Source organism: Rheinheimera sp. 1928-s (assembly GCF_029269265.1).
In the GTDB taxonomy this organism is placed as follows: domain Bacteria; phylum Pseudomonadota; class Gammaproteobacteria; order Enterobacterales; family Alteromonadaceae; genus Pararheinheimera.
Genome location: NZ_JARIXP010000012.1, coordinates 26,521 through 44,629, shown reverse-complemented (window position 1 = coordinate 44,629; position 18,109 = coordinate 26,521). Strand labels below are relative to the sequence as shown.

General features: G+C 45.9%; 13 protein-coding genes and 1 tRNA gene. 12 read left to right on the top strand and 2 right to left on the bottom strand.

What is annotated here, in order from left to right; genetic code table 11:
* Nucleotides 1–79: 79 nt before the first annotated feature.
* The 5 genes from malQ (at nt 80) to msrB (ending at nt 8,782) form a co-directional block, all read left to right on the top strand.
* Entirely contained in the window at nt 80–2,263 is a 2,184-nt protein-coding gene (gene malQ / locus P3C17_RS19825) for a 4-alpha-glucanotransferase (protein ID WP_300931034.1), read from the top strand.
* Between the two features lie 166 nt (nt 2,264–2,429).
* Nucleotides 2,430–4,607 carry a 1,4-alpha-glucan branching protein GlgB gene (glgB, locus tag P3C17_RS19820; RefSeq protein ID WP_300931033.1) on the top strand — a complete coding sequence of 726 codons (2,178 nt, stop codon included), beginning with the start codon at nt 2,430–2,432 and terminating at the stop codon, nt 4,605–4,607.
* Nucleotides 4,604–6,655: a glycogen debranching protein GlgX gene (gene glgX / locus P3C17_RS19815; protein WP_300931032.1), complete on the top strand. Its 2,052-nt coding sequence runs from the start codon at nt 4,604–4,606 to the stop codon at nt 6,653–6,655. The genes glgB and glgX overlap by 4 nt, the downstream gene beginning before the upstream one ends.
* An 89-nt stretch (nt 6,656–6,744) precedes the next feature.
* Nucleotides 6,745–8,274 carry an NADP-dependent phosphogluconate dehydrogenase gene (gndA, locus tag P3C17_RS19810; protein ID WP_300931031.1) on the top strand — a complete coding sequence of 510 codons (1,530 nt, stop codon included), beginning with the start codon at nt 6,745–6,747 and terminating at the stop codon, nt 8,272–8,274.
* A gap of 109 nt (nt 8,275–8,383) precedes the next feature.
* Nucleotides 8,384–8,782, top strand: coding sequence for a peptide-methionine (R)-S-oxide reductase MsrB (msrB, locus tag P3C17_RS19805; protein ID WP_300931030.1), 399 nt, complete (start codon nt 8,384–8,386; stop codon nt 8,780–8,782).
* Here msrB and P3C17_RS19800 read toward each other — a convergent pair.
* Nucleotides 8,763–9,557, bottom strand: coding sequence for a DUF2989 domain-containing protein (locus P3C17_RS19800; RefSeq protein WP_300931029.1), 795 nt, complete (start codon nt 9,555–9,557; stop codon nt 8,763–8,765). The genes msrB and P3C17_RS19800 overlap by 20 nt on opposite strands.
* A 117-nt stretch (nt 9,558–9,674) precedes the next feature.
* Between P3C17_RS19800 and P3C17_RS19795 the strand changes: the two genes are divergently transcribed.
* The 5 genes from P3C17_RS19795 to P3C17_RS19775 all read left to right on the top strand — a co-directional run bounded on the left by P3C17_RS19795 (nt 9,675) and on the right by P3C17_RS19775 (nt 15,854).
* Nucleotides 9,675–11,174 (top strand): glyceraldehyde-3-phosphate dehydrogenase, encoded by a 1,500-nt coding sequence (locus P3C17_RS19795; RefSeq protein WP_346015680.1) that lies wholly within the window; start codon nt 9,675–9,677, stop codon nt 11,172–11,174.
* 162 nt (nt 11,175–11,336) lie between these two features.
* Nucleotides 11,337–12,464 carry a M14-type cytosolic carboxypeptidase gene (locus P3C17_RS19790; RefSeq protein WP_300931027.1) on the top strand — a complete coding sequence of 376 codons (1,128 nt, stop codon included), beginning with the start codon at nt 11,337–11,339 and terminating at the stop codon, nt 12,462–12,464.
* Between the two features lie 97 nt (nt 12,465–12,561).
* A complete protein-coding gene (locus P3C17_RS19785) occupies nt 12,562–12,888 on the top strand; it encodes a zinc ribbon domain-containing protein (RefSeq protein ID WP_300931026.1) in 327 nt (108 codons plus the stop codon).
* Nucleotide 12,889: 1 nt separating this feature from the next.
* The gene (locus P3C17_RS19780) at nt 12,890–13,171 is read left to right on the top strand and encodes a DUF1315 family protein (protein ID WP_300931025.1); all 282 of its coding nucleotides are present in this window, start codon (nt 12,890–12,892) and stop codon (nt 13,169–13,171) included.
* Complete coding sequence (locus tag P3C17_RS19775) at nt 13,158–15,854, top strand: DUF349 domain-containing protein (RefSeq protein ID WP_300931024.1); 2,697 nt, start codon at nt 13,158–13,160, stop codon at nt 15,852–15,854. Before P3C17_RS19780 ends, P3C17_RS19775 begins: the two co-directional genes overlap by 14 nt.
* Before the next feature lie 63 nt (nt 15,855–15,917).
* Here the strand turns inward: P3C17_RS19775 and ansA are convergent, their stop codons facing one another.
* Nucleotides 15,918–16,931, bottom strand: coding sequence for an asparaginase (ansA, locus tag P3C17_RS19770; protein WP_300931023.1), 1,014 nt, complete (start codon nt 16,929–16,931; stop codon nt 15,918–15,920).
* A gap of 233 nt (nt 16,932–17,164) precedes the next feature.
* Here ansA and P3C17_RS19765 point away from each other — a divergent pair.
* Nucleotides 17,165–17,255, top strand: a tRNA-Ser gene (locus P3C17_RS19765).
* Nucleotides 17,256–17,461: 206 nt separating this feature from the next.
* A complete protein-coding gene (uvrY, locus tag P3C17_RS19760; RefSeq protein WP_300931022.1) occupies nt 17,462–18,106 on the top strand; it encodes a UvrY/SirA/GacA family response regulator transcription factor in 645 nt (214 codons plus the stop codon).
* Nucleotides 18,107–18,109 lie beyond the last annotated feature (3 nt).

The window sequence follows — 18,109 nt, the reverse complement described above, 5'->3', positions numbered from 1 at the left end:
GAATCTGGAGTAGACTGTGGTAGTTAATTTTTCCTAACCATTTACTTTTCCGAGCAAAAAGCGGGTCGCTGGAGCCTTTATGGACAAACAATTACTTTCTGATCTGATTGCCTTCACTGGCATAGAAACACAATTTACCGACGCTTGGGGCAACCAATCAGAAGTCGCAGAGAAAAACTTACTCACTTTATTGGCTGCTCAAGGCTTTGCTGTGGACAATGACGCCCTTGCCCGTGAGCAATTGTTGGAACGTCAACAAGACCACTGGGAACAATTATTGGATCCGGTCTCGGTGCAAAAGTCCGGCCAGGATACTCAGATCCAACTGAAGTTACCTATAGTGCTCGCCAATACCGCATTAGAACTGGTCTTGACCACCGAACAGGGAAAAACTCATCACTTCACTCTGACCGCGACAGAAGATGCAGAGTTAAATCAGGTGATGGTATTTGATGCTGAAGAATATCAGCAATATCAATGGACTTTGCCAGTGCTGCTGGAGCAGGGTTACCATAGTTTAAGTCTGACTATAGGCGAGCTGGACTTTGTGCAATCGCTGATCATTACACCATCTGCCTGTTTCCAACCTGCCGAATTTAAGAAGCAAAAACAATGGGGCGTATCGGTGCAATTGTACTGCGTGCGTTCAGAGCAAAACTGGGGTGTGGGTGATTTTGCTGATCTGCGTTTTCTGCTTGGCCATTTAGCCAAACAAGGTGCCGATTTTGTCGGTTTAAACCCTATCCATGCGCTTTATCCAGCCATGCCGGAATCCGCCAGCCCTTACAGTCCTTCATCTCGCCGCTGGTTAAATATTATCTATTTAGCAGTGCCAGAAATGATTGGTTTTGAGCAATGCCAGCAAGTAAAACAGCTGGTCAGTGCGCCAGGGTTTAAACAACAACTCGAAGCTGCCCGGGCTGCAGACTGGGTTGATTACACTGCTGTGACTCGCTTGAAGTTGCCTGTGTTAAAGGCATTGTATCAATGGTTTACTGAGCATCAGGCAGAACATACTGAACTGGCGCAGGCATTTTCTGTATTTAAACAACAATCTGGTGAAAGTTTATTACAGTTGGCACTGTACGATGCAATTCACGCCCATTTGATCCAAAAAGACATCCATGCCTGGGGCTGGCCTGTATGGCCTGAAGCCTGGCAAAGGCCAGATAGTGAAGAAGTGCTGGCTTTTGCCAAAGAGCATGCCCACGAACTGGATTTTTATTGTTATCTGCAATTTATTGCCCGTGAACAGCTGGCCAAGGCGCAAGCCTTTGCCAAAGAGCAGGGCATGTTATTAGGTTTGTACCGTGACCTTGCTGTTGGCGTCAGTGAAGCTTCGACTGAAATTTGGGGTAACCCGGAATTGTATTGCCGTGGTGCCAGTGTGGGTGCGCCGCCGGATATTTTAGGACCTAAAGGCCAAAACTGGGGTTTACCTCCTATGTTGCCTTATCAAATGTTCCAGCAAGCTTACCGGCCTATGATCGATTTATTCCGCGCCAATATGCAGAACTCAGGTGCGCTGCGTATTGACCACGTCATGGCTTTATTGCGGTTGTGGTGGGTACCGAAAGGGGCTGAAAGTGCAGGGGATGGCGCTTACATCTATTACCCAATTCAGGATTTGTTAGGTATTTTAGCCCTTGAGTCGCAGCGCCATCAGGTGGTGGTAATAGGCGAAGATTTAGGCACAGTGCCAGACGGTATTCGCGAAATTCTGGCTGAATATGGTATGTATTCGTACCGGGTATTTTTCTTTGAAAAAGCCGAAGATGGTGGTTATGTCTCTCCTGGACATTATCCAGTGCAGGCCATGGCCACTCTGACGACCCATGATATGCCAACCTTAATAGGCTACTGGCATTGTGGAGACTTAAGTTTAGGCAAAGATGTTGGCTTGTATCAGGATCATCAATTGCCAGCTTTATTTCAGTCCCGCCATGAAGACAAGCAAAAGATCTTAAACTCTTTGCATGGCCATCAGATGCTGGACCCTAACTTTAGCCACAGTGTCGATCAGGTGGGGATGAGTACAGAACTGAGTTATGCTATTCAGCGCCATGTCGCCAAAGGCTCCAGTCAGTTATTGTGTTTGCAGCTGGAAGATTGGATGGAAATGACGCAACCAGTCAATATTCCCGGTACCAGCGATGAATACCCGAACTGGCGACGTAAGTTGACCATGACGCTGGAACAACTGACACAACAGCAAAACGTCAATCAATTGTTGCAGGATCTGACGCGCCTTCGTCGCAGTTGAAGGACCCCAAAAGACAGACTGCTCGTTGAATTGTTGAAGCCATGGCAAAGAGCTAAAGCTATGGCTTCAAATAATTTGGCTATAAAACTGCCATAACTCCATGGCAGTTTTAGTGTAATTTGTTATCTTAGAAACTAAGACGGTAAAAAAATCAAAAGGATAGTTCATGTCCGTAACTCAGTTAGCCTCTGCCAGTTGTTCTTCTCCATTCTCTGTATTGTCCTGGCAAAAAGGTGCAACCAAAGGTTTAATGATCCGTGCCTACTTGCCTGATGCCGCCAAAGTAGAGGTTTTTGATTTTGCGACTGGCAAATCTTTAGGTTTGATGACAGCTCAGGCTGTATTGCATGGCTTATTTGAGCTGGAATTACCCACTAAACGCAAAGCAAGCCCGTATTATTTTCAGATAGAAACCCCTCATCACCATAATTATATGTTGATAGACCCTTATCAGTTTCAAGATGAAGCTTATTACGCTGTGCATTTTGTCAATAGCAAGCCAGAGAACCTTTATAAACAGCTCGGTGCACAACTGGTTGAACTCAATCTGGGTAAAAAGAAACTCAGTGGCACTCGTTTTGCTGTGTTTGCGCCTAATGCGTCCAGCGTCAGCCTGATTGGTGATATGAACCAGTGGGATGGTCGTCGTCATCCGATGCAGCGCACTGAATGTGGTCATTGGGTGCTGGTGATACCAGAAGTTGGGGCTGGTGTGCGTTATAAATTTGAGATCAAAGATGCTTTTGGTAATTTATTGCCCCATAAAGCGGATCCTTTAGCTTTTGCTGCAGAGCAATACCCATCTCATGCTTCTTTAGTCTACGACCACAGTAAATATCAGTGGCATGACCAAGAATGGCAACAGCGTCATTTTGACCCTTATCATCAGCCGATGAGTATTTATGAGTTGCATCCGGGGTCCTGGAAACACAATCAGCATGGCGAACCTCTGAGCTATAACGAGTTGGCGCTTGAGCTTATTCCTTATGTACTGGATATGGGCTACACCCATATTGAATTGCTCCCTGTGATGGAGCATCCATACTCTGGCTCCTGGGGTTACCAACCTTTGGGCTTATTTGCTGCGACCTCACGTTTTGGCACACCAGATCAATTTAAAGCTTTTGTTGATGCCTGCCACCAGGCTGGAATAGGGGTGATTTTAGATTGGGTTCCGGCGCATTTCCCTGAAGATGCTCATGGGTTAGCCCGTTTTGATGGTAGTCATTTATACGAATACGAAGATCCTCGTCGTGGCTGGCATCCGGACTGGAATTCCTGCATTTACGATTACGGCAAAGACCCTGTCAGACAGTTCCTGGTGGCCAGCGCCTTGTTTTGGCTAGACTATTTCCATATTGATGCGCTGCGGGTGGATGCAGTGGCTTCTATGCTGTATCTGGATTATTCCCGCCGCGACGGTGAATGGGTGCCGAATATAGACGGGGGCAACCATAATTACGAAGCCATAAGCTTGTTCCGTTGGCTCAATAGTGAAGTCTACAGCCAGTACCCTAAAGCCATGATGATTGCTGAAGAGTCGACATCCTTTAATGGCGTCACCCGGCCTGTGGATTTGGGCGGTTTAGGTTTTGGTTTCAAATGGAATATGGGCTGGATGAATGACAGCCTGCGTTATATCAGCAAAGATCCAGCCTATCGTAAGTTTCACCATAACGATTTAACCTTTTCTATGGTGTATGCCTTTAACGAAAACTTTATTTTACCTTTATCACATGACGAAGTGGTGCATGGTAAAGGTAGCATTATCAATAAAATGCCCGGTGATGAGTGGCAACAAGCCGCTAATTTAAGGGCTTATTACGCCTTTATGTTTGCGCATCCAGGCAAAAAACTGAACTTTATGGGCAATGAATTTGGCCAGGGTTCGGAGTGGGATCACAATCAACAACTGCCGTGGTTTTTATTGTCCTTTGAAAAACACAAAGGGGTACAGCAACTGTTCCGTGACTTAAACCTTACCTACAGAAGCTGCACGCCGCTGCATCAGTTGGATCACGATGCTCAAGGCTTTCGCTGGATTAATTATCAGGACGCTGAGCACAGCACCTTAAGCTTTTACCGTCTGGATCAGCAAGGTCAGGCTGTGTATGTGGTCAGTAACTTTACTCCTGTACCTAGAAGTGGTTTCGGTTTGTCTGTGGCAGAGCAGGGAGAATACGAAGTGATCCTCAATACTGACAGCGAATATTATTGGGGCAGCAATTATCCTGTGGGTGAATATCTGCTGGCGCATCCCGCCGCTGATTTTGGTTTAAATTACAAGGTTCAACTGGATTTGCCGCCCTTGTCGACCCTGTACTTGAGAAGAAAAATAAAATGAATACCTTAGCAGAGCAGAACCCTGAATGGATAAGCAGTACAGGCACTGCCTATCCTCCAGGCCCTAGCCAGACAGGTTCACATAGCTGGAACTTTTCCGTTTACGCACCTGATGCATCTGCGCTCTGGTTGTGTTTGTTTTGCCCCGATACTGAAGAACCTCTGGCAGAAATAGAGTTTTTCGCTCGCACCGGAGAAGTCTGGCATTTACATATTGAAGGCATTGAAAACGGCACTTTGTATGGCCTGCGGGCGGCAGGGGTGTGTCAGGCAAGTTCAGGCCTGGTGTTTGATCGCAACAGATTGTTAATAGACCCTTATGCCAAGCAACTGAACCGGGCTTTAGTCTGGAATGAACGACTCTATCAGGTTCACAGTCACTATATGGTGCCCAAAGGCGTATTGGCCGCACCACAGTTTGACTGGCAAAACAGTAAAAAGCCTTTGATACCTCGTGAAAAAACCATTATTTATGAAGCCCATGTCAAAGGGCTGACCAAGTTGCATCCTGACGTGCCCGAAGCGCTTCGTGGTAAATATCAGGGCATGTGTCATCCGGCTGTGATCCAGCATTTAAAAGATTTGGGCATTACCACAGTACAGCTGTTGCCTGTGGCCAGCTTTATGAGTGAACCCCGCTTAGAAAAACTGAAGCTGACTAATTATTGGGGTTATAACCCGATAAACTTTTTTGCTCCTGATGCTCGTTATCAGGTGGATGATGCGGTGACAGAGTTCAAAGAGCTGGTGCGTACTTATCATCAGCATGGACTGGAAGTTATTCTGGATGTGGTGTTCAACCATACCGCAGAAGCTGAAGAATACCGTTTAAGTTTCAGAGGCTTAGCCAACAGACATTATTACCTGTTTGAAAATCATGCCGACATTACCGACTACCAGCAAAATTGCAATTACAGTGGCTGTGGCAATACGCTGAATGTGGCACATCCTGTGACTCAGCGTTTGGTGCTGGACGCACTGCGGTATTGGGCGACAGAAATGCAGGTCGATGGATTCCGCTTTGATTTGGCTGTGACCTTAGCCCGAGAGCATAAACGTTTTGATGCCTATGCCACCTTTTTACAGGTTATAGCCCAGGACCCGGTGTTGAGCCAGGTCAAACTGATTGCTGAACCCTGGGATTTGGGGCCTTTTGGTTACCAGCTTGGACAATTTCCGGCGCATTGGTCGGAGCTAAACGACAAATGCCGTGATACTTTTCGCTCGTTCTGGCGACAAGACCCAGGCCAGTTGCCACAATTTGCCACTCGTTTACTGGGGTCACGTGATATTTTCCAGAAACATCATAAACCAGCCTGTTGTAGCGTAAATTACATCAGTTACCACGATGGTTTTACCTTGCAGGATATGGTGTGTTATCAGGATAAACACAACTGGCTGAATGCAGAGCAAAATCGCGATGGCCATGGTCATAATTTAAGTCTGAATTACGGTGTTGAAGGCCCAAGCAGCGATGCCGACATTCTGCAGAAACGGTTTCAGCACAAACGTAATCTGGTCGCCAGCCTGATGCTCAGCCAAGGCATAGTGCATTGGTTGGGCGGAGACGAGTTGAGTCAAACTCAGCAAGGCAATAACAATGCCTATTGTCAGGACAATGAGATTAGCTGGCTGCATTGGCAACTGGATTATCAGGCCACTCAGTTTTTGATTTTTGTCAAAAAGATGATCCAGCTGCGCCAGCAATTCAGTTGCTTACAGCAGCTCTCTTTGCTGGATGATCAGTACCAATTGCATGGTGATAAGCATCAGGTGAGCTGGTATTTGGCCGATGGCAGTATAAAGCAAGACGAACACTGGACAGATCCCTACAAAACCAACTGTGTTTTTGTGATCGAACATTTAAAAGATCATCAGGCCATGCTGGTGATTATCAACGCCAGTGATCATCCACTTCAGGTCGAGTTACCGAAAAAAAGTTGGCAACTGTTGCTTGATACTCAGTTTGAAACAGGTGAGCCGCTGGAAAAAACAGCAACCAGAACCCGTTATCTGCAGAGTGAACGATCTTTATCCATCTGGAGTTGAGTTTTTTCCGCTGAGCTTTTTCTTTATCTGAAGTTTTCCAGTATAATCGCGGCCACTTTTGCAGTGCCGGATTTTAAAAGGAAAATCAAATGTCTGAGACATCCGTATTATGTGATATAGGTTTTGTCGGCGCAGGTGTGATGGGGAAGAACCTCATTTTAAACCTGGCTGATCACGGTTATCGGGTTGCCGCTTTTGATTTAGACCATAAAAAACTGGAAGCTGTTATAGCGCAGGACAACGCCGAACGGGGCGACAAACCGGCCCGGGTGATCAGCTGCAGCTCTTATACAGAACTTCTGTCGCGTTTATCTTCTCCTCACTTAGTTATTTTATCTGTGCCAGCCGGCAAACCTGTGGATGATGTCTGCTTAAAGCTGATTGATGCTGGTATTCAGGCAGATGACATTATCGTCGATACAGGCAATAGCCTGTGGACTGACACAGTACGCCGTGAAAAACACTACGAAGGGAAATTTATTTTCTTCAGTACAGCTGTTTCTGGTGGTGAAGTAGGGGCTCGTTTTGGCCCATCCCTGATGCCAAGTGGTGACCCATACGCCTGGACTCGCATTGAACCCATCTGGCGTGCTATCGCTGCTAAGGTAGACCCTGCAACAGGCCGTCCGCTCGAGCGGCATGAACCAGGTAATCCTGTGACTGAAGGTGAGCCTTGTGCTACCTATATTGGCCCGGGTGGCTCAGGTCATTACGTTAAAATGGTGCACAACGGCATCGAATACGCCGATATGCAGCTGATTTGTGAAGTTTATCAAGTGATGCGTGATGCACTGGGTATGAGTGCAGAACAAGTGTCTAAAGTGTTTAAAGAGTGGAATCAGGGCATTTTAAATAGCTACCTGATGGAAATCAGTGCTGAGGTGCTGGCGACCAAAGATTCAGAAACAGGTTTACCTCTGGTGGACGTCATTCTGGATAAAGCCGGCCAGAAGGGCACAGGTCTTTGGACTGCGGTCAGCAGTCTGGAGTTAGGTTGCCCCGCACCTACTATAGCTGAAGCTGTGTTTGCCCGTTCCATGTCGACCTTAAAAGATCAGCGTGTGCTGGCTTCCACCTTGTTGGCAGGTCCTGTCCGCGAGCATTGCACCAGCCAAAGCGCTGAGTTGATGATTAAACAGCTGCATGACGCGCTCTACTGCGCCAAAATCTGTGTCTATGCTCAGGGTTTTGATTTAATGAAAACCGCGGCTGCAGAACATGGCTGGCAACTGAATTTTGCCGAGATTGCTAAAATCTGGCGTGCTGGCTGTATTATCCGTGCGGTATTTTTACAGTCTATTACCGATGCTTATGAGCGTAATGACGATTTACAGAACTTATTGCTGGATCCGTTTTTTGCAAAACAGATTTCGGTGAATCAGATGAACTGGCGTCGTGCCGTGGCTGAAGCGGCTATGACGGGTATTCCTGTCTCCGCATTAAGTTCTGCGCTTAGTTATTACGACTCGTACCGTACCGCAGTGCTACCTGCCAATTTGTTGCAAGGACAACGCGATTACTTTGGCGCTCATACTTTTGAGCGCACAGATAAAGCCAAAGGTAAAACTTTTCATGTGGACTGGAGTCATAACGACAGGCCGATGCAAAAAATAAAGTAAATAAAAAGCTCCGGAAGGAGCTTTTTACGTATAGGAGTACAGCTGTTAGGTAAAAGCTGTGGCATAGCAGCCAAAATACGGCGACCTGTACTTTGAACCGGAGTAGTAGATGAATAAAACTGAACAAGAGTGGCGAGAGCAGTTAACTGACGAGCAGTACAGAGTGACACGACAAAAGGGTACTGAGTATCCTTTTAGCGGCACTCTGCTGCATAACAAAGACACAGGCAGCTACCACTGCGTCTGCTGTCAGCAGCCGTTGTTTGATTCTGCAGATAAATTTGATTCGGGTTGTGGCTGGCCTTCATTCAGTAAAGCCATCGAAGGGCAGGTAAAATACGAAAGGGATCTATCCCATGGTATGAATCGGATTGAGATTTTATGTCAGCACTGTGACGCTCATTTAGGCCATGTCTTTGACGACGGCCCGGCACCTACCGGGCAGCGTTATTGCGTCAATTCAGTGTCGTTGTTATTTAATTCGGACGTTAAAATTTCGGTGGAGTAAAGTTTCCTAATTGCAGCTGGGCTAAGGTATGGTCAGCTGCTTCTTTAATTTTTTCATGGTCCAACTGGGCTTGTTCCAGATATATTTTCAGTTCCTGCAATTCCACATTAAAAGCCCCACTTTGTTGTGCCAGCAAAGCCCAGTGATAAGAGCTGGCGTAGTCTTTCTTTTTGTAAAACATACTGGTTAAAGACGCATAAATCTCAGGGTCTACCTTTGGATTTGGTGGATAAAGAGATAGAGCGTGGTGTAACAGCTGAATGCTTTTTTCTCTGTCTCTTTTGCTGTAGTAACTGACCAATGCCATTTGCAGCGCAGGGGTTTCCAACTGATTATTTTGTTCTGCTTGTAAAAAACGTTGCAGATGGCTGTCACTTTTATTACGTGACCAATGGTAATACAACAGATGCGGATCGTCTGAGCTGACAGTGTCGTTACTTAAACGTTTGATTTCTCTCAAGCTTGTCAGGTAACCAATCATGCGTGTACTGGTTTTTTCTTTTAGTTTGATGTGTTCAATACCAGCGGCAAGTTCAATACATTTTGAGTATTTTTCAAAATCGAGCAATAACTGATATTTGTTTTTATCCGACGGCAGACGCTTCTCTTCAAAGCGCTGCATAATCAAATCTCGACGCTGCATATTGCAATGGGAGTCGTCATTTAAGTCCGTGCATAAGCCAGGTTCCTTTTCGCAGACAGCACGTAAGGTCAGTTCGCCCTCTGAGCATGCGCCCAGCATCACAACGCTTAATGTTAACAGCAGGTATTTCATATCTATCTCATCAGTCCTTTAAGCCTTCAGCATAACGAAGAATTCAGAAAAAATCTTTTTGTAATTGTTGTCGTAGTATTACATGTTCAATTACAATGCGCCTGCCTCAATGTGGCGATGACCACAGGCACACCTCTGAACCTACAAGACGTAAAAGGCGAAACCATGACTCTATCACACGAAGAACAGTATCAACGCAGCTGGCAGGAACGTCAGGAGTACGCTGAGAACATGCAACCTATTATAGGTCGTTTGTATCGTAATAAAGGCATTGAAGTTGTGGTTTATGGCCGTCCGCTAGTGAATGCGACCACTATTGATATCATCAAGGCGCATAAAACCGTAGAACGCTTTGAACATCAGAAGCTGCGTTTAAGAGAAAGTTTTCCGCTTTTAGAAGCCATTTCCAAAATGGAACTGGCTCCAGGCCGCGTCGATATTGGTAAGTTGGCTTTTGCCTATTTATATAAAAATGCTGGTGAAGGTCAGACTTTGCAGCAGTACTTAGATAGTCAGCTGTCTGAAATATTACACCGTGGCGATCAAATTAAGCCGGTAGACGTCGTATTGTACGGTTTTGGTCGTATCGGTCGTTTATTAGCCCGTCTGATGTTGGAGCGTTCAGGTCCAAGCAGCAAGTTACGCTTACGTGCCATTGTGGTGCGCGGCGGCCGTAAAGGTGATTTAGAAAAACGTGCCAGTTTGCTACGTCGCGATTCTATCCATGGCCCATTTAATGGCAGTATCACGGTGGACGAAGAAAACGTTGGCATTAAAGCCAATGGCACCTTTATTAAAGTGATTTATGCTGATTCACCTGAACTGGTGGATTACACCCAGTACGGTATTCATGATGCACTGGTGGTAGATAACACCGGTATTTGGAAAGACGATAAAGAATTGTCGATTCACTTTAAATCCAAAGGTGCAGCCAAAGTATTGTTAACAGCTCCAGCTAAGGGTGAGGTGCATAATGTGGTTTATGGTGTGAATCACAACATGATCCAGCCGGAAGACCGAATTGTGTCTGCTGCCAGCTGCACCACCAATGCCATCACGCCAGTATTAAAAGCCTTAAACGACGAATACGGTATTAAAAATGGTCACGTTGAAACTGTTCATTCGTACACCAACGATCAGAACTTAATCGACAACTACCACAAAGCTGAACGTCGTGGTCGTGCTGCACCGCTAAATATGGTCATTACGTCAACAGGTGCTGCCAGCGCTGTTGCCAAAGCGTTGCCTGAATTAAAAGGCAAGCTGACAGGAAATGCGATTCGGGTACCTACACCTAACGTATCTATGGCAATTTTGTCGTTAAACCTGAACAAAGAAACAAACCGCGATGAGCTGAACAATTATCTGCAAAAAGTGGCACTGTTTTCAGAGCTGCAGGATCAGATTGATTTCACCAGTTCGACCGAAATTGTATCCAGCGATTTAGTTGGTTCACGTTACGCTGGTGTGGTCGATTCACAGGCTACTATAGTGCAGGACGACCGCTGCGTATTGTATGTGTGGTACGACAACGAGTTTGGTTACAGTACTCAGGTTATTCGCGTCATGAATGAAATGGCGGGAATTAAATACCCAACTTTGCCAGTCAACAAGTAGAAATTGATCTGAAAACAGGCCGCCTCAGTGCGGCCTTTTTTATTATTTAAGGTGACCAAAGCTATAGCTTCGGCTGAACAGAAAGAAATTTAATGCTATGATGCCGGTCCGTTAAGACTGCAAGTTAATGCAGCATCTGTCACCCAACCAAGTGGATATGTTATGAAAATTACCTGTAATTTTGACAGCGGTAATATTGACGTGATCAAAGCCGAACATCCTGCCGATATTCAGCTGGCGATCCGCAAAGACCACAATTCTGATTTCTACCAATGGTTCCATTTCCGTTTACATTCTCAAAGCACAGAACCTCACACTATTCGCATCGTGAATGTCAAAGATTCCGCTTATCCGGATGGCTGGAAAGACTATCAGGCTGTGGCCTCTTACGATCGGGAAAACTGGTTCAGAGTGGAAACTCAACTGGTCAATGAACAACTGGTGATTACTCATTATCCTGAAGCTGAATCAGTGTATTTTGCGTACTTTGCGCCTTACAGCTACGAACGTCATATGGACTTACTGCATCAGGCTCAAAGCTCTGGTATGGCCCAAATTGTTGAGCTGGGTGAAACCTTAGACGGCCGTGATATGAGTATGCTGGTGGTGGGTGAGCCTGCTGATGGTAAGAAAAAAATCTGGATCACAGCCCGTCAGCATCCTGGCGAGTCTATGGCTGAATGGTTTGTCGAAGGTTTATTAGACAAACTGCTGGATGAAGATGACGGTGTTGCCCGTACTTTGCTGGAAAAAGCGGTGTTTTATATAGTGCCTAATATGAACCCGGATGGCAGCGTTCGTGGTCATTTGCGCACCAACGCCGCTGGTGTGAACTTAAACCGTGAATGGCAAAGCCCCAGCATGGAAAAAAGCCCGGAAGTCTATTTAGTGCGCAAGCAGATGCTGGAAACTGGTGTGGATATGCTGCTGGACGTACATGGTGATGAAAACCTGCCGTATAACTTTGTTGCAGGCGCTGAAGGTGTGCCTTCGTACAATGGCAAAATGCAGCAGTTAGAAACCAGTTTTAAAAATGCACTGTTGTTGGTCACTCCTGAGTTTCAGACTGAATTTGGTTATGAATTGGATGCACCAGGTCAGGCGAATTTAACCATAGCGTCCACCTGGGTGGCAGAGCAGTTTAAGTGCTTGTCGTACACCCTTGAGATGCCATTTAAAGACAATGCTAATTTACCGGATCTGGCCTATGGCTGGTCTGATGTACGTTCAATGAAGCTGGGACAGGATAGCCTGGTGGCAATACGTGCTGTCGTTGATCAACTGCGATAAACGGACCGTATCTACAGAAGATGCAGGTCAGCCTAAGCTGGCTTGCAAACTTGTTCTTTTGCTTTATAGTGCGCCATAACTTTCAGAGGGTTTTACTATGGCAATTATTTCCTGCCCACGTTGTGGTAAAAAGATTTCGGATAAAAGTCAGACCTGCCAGCATTGTCAGCTGGATTTAAGCGGTATGTCAGCGGAAAGAAAACACCATTTAGCCATTGAGGCTCAGGATAAAAAAATCCAAAGTGCACTGAATCAGTCTATGTTGGCGTTGATCCTGTTTTTAGCTGGCTTCTGTTTTCTGTACTTTTGGGCTTTAGAGCCGGATGGTTATGAAGCCATGGTGTCACAAGGTATGATCGCCGCTGGTTTTCTCTGGTATATCTACGGCAGAGCCCGCCTGATTTATCTGAAGCGAAAAAAGTAATATGGATTTCAAAGCTCTTGTACTGGCAATGTCGCCCGATACCTATCAATCCTTGTTAGACACAGTAGCCACAGGCCGTTGGGCTGATGGTGTTGTGCTCTCTGATATGCAAAAAGCTCATACACAGCAACTGGTGATGGCTTATCAGGCTTATGTGCTTAAATCCACTGAACCCTACACTATAGGGGCAGACGGTCAGATGGTGGCTAAATCCAAAGCTGAAATGAAAAAACAATTCCCTCAGGACTCTTCGATAGCAAGGTTTGCGCATGATGATCTTTAAACGTTGGTTCGCGCCAAAATGGCAACACAAAGACGCTGCAGTGCGGCAACAGGCGATTGCTGGCTTAAATGTGGATGCCCAGCACAAAGAAATTCTGCATGAACTTGCCTTTAATGATGGCCACGAAGCTGTGCGCCGTGCAGCTTTGGAAAAACTCAATGAGTTTTCCTTATGGTGGCAAGCCAGCAAGCAGGATAATGCTGAACGCTTAAAACAATATGCAGAAAGTCAGTTGGTGCAAATGGTGTTGGAAAATCGCATTTCTGCACCGTTAAAACGTCAGTTTATTGAAGAGTGTCACAGAAGCAGCATTTTAGAGAAATTAGCTCTGACAGAAGTCGATGCGGATATACGTTTTTCGCTGATTATGCGGCTGAAAAAAACTGAACTGGTAATAGCTAACTTGCAGCAAGACCTGTTGAGTCTGGAGCAAAAGCATCAGTTACTGGCGTTGATCACCGATCAAAAACAACTGGAAAAGCTCAGCAAACAATTAGCAGAACCTTTGGCCAGCGAATTAAAACTGCAATTACAACAGCTGCAGCAAGCCAAAGACAAACCTGTTCAGGTGCGTAAAGTGATCAACTTGCTGCTGGCAAAATTGAACGCTGTGCGTGAGCGCGGTGATTTAACGCAGATGCAGCAAAAATGGCAGCAATATCAACAGGAATGGGACTCAGCTCAGTCTGAGCTTGCCTTGCTGGATGATGCGGCCGAACTGACGCAAAAATTTAATAAGATCAAATTACTCACTGAAGCTGTCTGGGCACCTTTGGTGAAAGAACAGCAACAACAGCAGGCACAACAACAAAAACTAGCTGCCTTGAAACAACAGCAGCAACAGCTTGAAACAGAGCTGCAAGCCTTGCAACAAGAGTTAGCACAACTGATGTCAGAAGGCCGCTTGGATGAAACGGATCCCTTAGCAGCAAAAGCAACAAGCTTGTTACAGCAGCTGTCACAAAGTGATTTGGCCGCAGCGGTAAAAACCAACTTGCAAAAAGCCATTACGGCTTTTGAGCGTCAGTTGCAGCAATTACCGGCTCAGGCTGAACAACTGTTTAAACTGACTCGTTTGTTGGCTGACTGGTCTGCTGCAACTATTCCAACAGATGCGGCTCAATTTCAGCATATCGAAGCTAAATATCAGCAATGGCAGCAGGAATGGAATAAAGGTCGTAAGACCTTAGGCGCTATGTTGCCTGACAGCCTGGCGGAAGCACAACAGCAACTCAATGCACAGTGGCAGACAGTGATGACAGGTTTTGCCAGTCAGGCAGATAAAAATCTGAAATCTGTTCGTTCTAAACTTGCTGAGTTCCGTCGTTTGTATGAAGCAGGCCGCTATAAGGTTCTGTTTGGATTGTTTAAAGGAATTCAGCAAAGTTTTGCGGAATTAACACCAGCTCAGCAGCAACAGCTGACGAAAGATTACCAGGCTGCTGAACAGCAACTGCAGCAACTGAACGAGCTGCAAAACTACATAGCAACACCTCGTAAACAAGAGCTGGTTGCTCAAATGCAGGCTTTGGCAGAAGCCACTGACGTTGAAGCGCCAGAGCGCGCAGAGCAGGTAAAATTAGCCCGTGCTACCTGGCAGACTTTGGGACGAGCTGATGAAGCAGTAGAGCAGGAGCTGAATCAGGCCTTTAATCTGGCCTGTGAGCAGGCTTTTGCGCCATGCCGCGATTATTTCGCCGCGCAGGATGAGCAACGTAAACAAAATGCGGTGATTAAACAGCAAATTCTGGCCGATTTAACCGCCTTGTTGGATCAACCTCTGGATAAAGGCTTTGACAGCCAACTGACGGCATTGCAAAAAAGCTGGCGTGAAAGTGGCCCAACAGAATCAGCGCTTTATAAAGAATTGGCAGCTCAGTTTAAGACGCTGGTCGATACTCTGAAGGGGCGCGTACGTGCACTTCATGAACAAAACCTGGCTGACAAACAACAACTGGTTGAAAAAGCGCAGCAGTTGCTGACTTTATCTGTGGATGAAGCTGTTGCAGGGGCTAAAAAATTACAGCAAGACTGGAAACAAATTGGGTTTGCCGGCAAAACGGATCAGCAGCTGTGGTCACAATTCCGTCTGATTTGCGATCAGATTTTTGCTAATAAAACTGCGGTTAAACAGCAACAAGACCAGCAATGGGCAGAGCAGCAACAGCAAGCTGAAACTCAATTCAATGAAGTTGCAGCCCAATGTGCAGAGGCGACAACAGCTGCGGAATTACATACAGCTCAAGGCGCATTAAAAGCCTTAGATTTACCAATTAAATCGGCCTTATCGCAGCAAAAACAGCAGTTGTTAGCAGAAGTGCAGCAGAAGCTGGAGACATTGGAGCAATCTGCTTTTAACGCCAGTTACCAGCAGCTGTTTGATGCTTTAGCTCAGACTGATGTGACAGCAGAAGCTATTCCTGCTCGTTTTCGGGAAGATTTTGCCAAAGCCAATGAATCCCAATTGACTCGTGCTCAACTGACGACGGCTATTGAACTGATCAGTGGTAAAGACTGTGTTGCAGCAGATAAAGCACAAGTGCAATTGCAGTTATTGTCGGATAAACACAATTCAGGTAACAGCCTGACTGTGGATGCGTTATTAAAACGCTGGTTAAGTTTTGGCGCTGTCAAAGCAGAAGAGCAGGGCTTAGTTGAGCGTTTACGAGCAGTATTCGCATAGCTTGTGTTTAGATGAGAAAAGCCAGCGTAAGCTGGCTTTTTGTCTCTGTAAAACACTGGGTGCTTAAAGAGTTAACTCACCACGCAAACTTTGTTGCATAAATAGCCTTACTTGCTCAGTGCTTAAAGGCTGGCTGAGTAAATAGTGCAGTTTGGTTAAGGTTGCTTCCAGAGTCATATCGTAACCACTGATCACACCGCACTCTCGCAGGGCATTGCCAGTGGCATAACCGCCCATATTCACTTTGCCTTTAAAACACTGGGTGCAGTTGACAATAATGGTGCCGCGCTTGGAGGCTTCTGTTAAGGCTTCCAGCAATTCGGGCTGTTGTGGTGCATTGCCCACACCATAAGATTTAATGATCAAGGCTTTGATAGGCGCCGCGGCCATATTTCTGATCACGTCCGCACTGATGCCCGGATACAAAGTCACGACGCTGATCGGCTGAGGTGTAATTTGCGCAATCTTTAAGGCTTTGGTTACCGCGGTGGAGGCCAGATGACCCGAAATTAAATTGATATGAATACCAGCTTCAATCAGCGGGGAAAAGTTCGGAGATGCAAAGGCATCAAAACCATCTGCATCCGCTTTGGTGGCTCTGTTGCCTCGAAATAGTTTGTTGTTAAAAAACAGCGCCACTTCGGCTATAGGGTAATAAGCCGCCAGATACAGCGCATTTAATAAATTGACCTGGCCGTCAGAGCGTAATTGCGCCAATGGAATTTGTGAGCCGGTAACAATGACGGGCTTGGCCAAATCTTCCAGCATAAAAGATAAAGCTGAGGCGGTGTAGGCCATGGTATCAGTACCATGCAACACGACAAAACCATCGTAGTCGGCATAATGACTTTGAATATCAGTGGCAATTTCCAGCCAGTGCGCTGGTGTCATATCAGAGGAGTCAATCACCGGATGGTATTCGTGAATATCAAATTCCGGCATTTCTGAGCGGTAAAACTCTGGCATGCTTTTGACGGTATCGGATAAAAAGCCGGGCACTGGCACAAAACCATTACTGGATTGCTGCATACCTATAGTTCCGCCTGTGTAGGCGACATAAATTCGTTTTTTATTCATGACAGAGAAGGTCCTGATCTGTTGTCTGGCTATTGTAATCAACAGCAGCAGGGCTGTCAGGTTTTGTTCGGTTTAATCTTTACTGATACAGTTAATTCATACCGAATCGCATAAAAAAGCAGAGAAAATTAGCAAAAAGTGACCACTTTGCACAAATGCTGAGCAAACGGATTAAAAGCGATAGAAAAGCACTTTACAAAAAAAGGCGAGACCCCTAATATGACGTCCAACGCGGAGGGGTGGCAGAGCGGTTTAATGCACCGGTCTTGAAAACCGGCGAAGGTTAATAGCCTTCCGAGAGTTCGAATCTCTCCCCCTCCGCCATTAAAACCACCATCAAGGTGGTTTTTTTATATCTACAATTTTCCTATCTTATTGGTTTGTAAGTTTTTTCTGTATTATCCCCAATAAATTTGTGTTACTTATCGCATTCGCTGATGAAGTGCTTGAGCTTTGGCCTGTCTCTGCTTTATGCTCGGACATAATAGAGCTAGACTGGAGTAGTTCACCTTGGCACCGGAGAGATCAAATTGATTAATGTTTTATTAGTGGATGATCATGAGCTGGTTCGGACCGGTATCAGTCGTATACTAATGGACGAACGTGGCATTAAGGTTATAGGCGAAGCTATTTCTGGTGAAGCCGCTATCCAATTTTGTCGCGCGCAAACACCGGACGTGGTGTTGATGGATATGAATATGCCTGGCATGGGTGGTATGACGGCCACTAAACGTATTTTGCATTATTGTCCTGAAATCAAAATTCTGGCCTTATCTGTCTCTTGTGAGGAGCCGGTTCCAACCAAAGTGATGCAACTCGGTGCTTCAGGTTTTATCTCCAAAAATGCAGCTCCCTCAGAAATGGTCAGTGCGATACGTAAAGTGCATGCAGGGGAGCGGTATATCTCCGGCGAAGTCGCGCAAAAGATGGCAATGAGCCGCGTGACCAGCAGTAACCAGAACCCTTTTGAAGAATTATCTGACCGCGAAATGCAAATTATGCTGATGATCACCCGTGGTCAGAAGGTCAACGACATAGCGGAGCAGTTGAATGTCAGCGCAAAAACGGTCAATTCCTACCGCTATCGCATGTTTGAAAAACTGGATATCAGCGGCGATGTTGAATTGACGCATTTAGCTTTACGCCATGGCATGATCGACATTGCGAAGTTATAACCT

Excerpts from the sequence above, each read along its gene's own strand:
- malQ (WP_300931034.1), top strand. The coding sequence starts at position 80 with ATGGACAAACAATTACTTTCTGATCTGATTGCCTTCACTGGCATAGAA.
- glgB (WP_300931033.1), top strand. The coding sequence starts at position 2,430 with ATGTCCGTAACTCAGTTAGCCTCTGCCAGTTGTTCTTCTCCATTCTCT.
- glgX (WP_300931032.1), top strand. The coding sequence starts at position 4,604 with ATGAATACCTTAGCAGAGCAGAACCCTGAATGGATAAGCAGTACAGGC.
- gndA (WP_300931031.1), top strand. The coding sequence starts at position 6,745 with ATGTCTGAGACATCCGTATTATGTGATATAGGTTTTGTCGGCGCAGGT.
- msrB (WP_300931030.1), top strand. The coding sequence starts at position 8,384 with ATGAATAAAACTGAACAAGAGTGGCGAGAGCAGTTAACTGACGAGCAG.
- P3C17_RS19800 (WP_300931029.1), bottom strand. The coding sequence starts at position 9,557 with ATGAAATACCTGCTGTTAACATTAAGCGTTGTGATGCTGGGCGCATGC.
- P3C17_RS19795 (WP_346015680.1), top strand. The coding sequence starts at position 9,675 with ATGACCACAGGCACACCTCTGAACCTACAAGACGTAAAAGGCGAAACC.
- P3C17_RS19790 (WP_300931027.1), top strand. The coding sequence starts at position 11,337 with ATGAAAATTACCTGTAATTTTGACAGCGGTAATATTGACGTGATCAAA.
- P3C17_RS19785 (WP_300931026.1), top strand. The coding sequence starts at position 12,562 with ATGGCAATTATTTCCTGCCCACGTTGTGGTAAAAAGATTTCGGATAAA.
- P3C17_RS19780 (WP_300931025.1), top strand. The coding sequence starts at position 12,890 with ATGGATTTCAAAGCTCTTGTACTGGCAATGTCGCCCGATACCTATCAA.
- P3C17_RS19775 (WP_300931024.1), top strand. The coding sequence starts at position 13,158 with ATGATGATCTTTAAACGTTGGTTCGCGCCAAAATGGCAACACAAAGAC.
- ansA (WP_300931023.1), bottom strand. The coding sequence starts at position 16,931 with ATGAATAAAAAACGAATTTATGTCGCCTACACAGGCGGAACTATAGGT.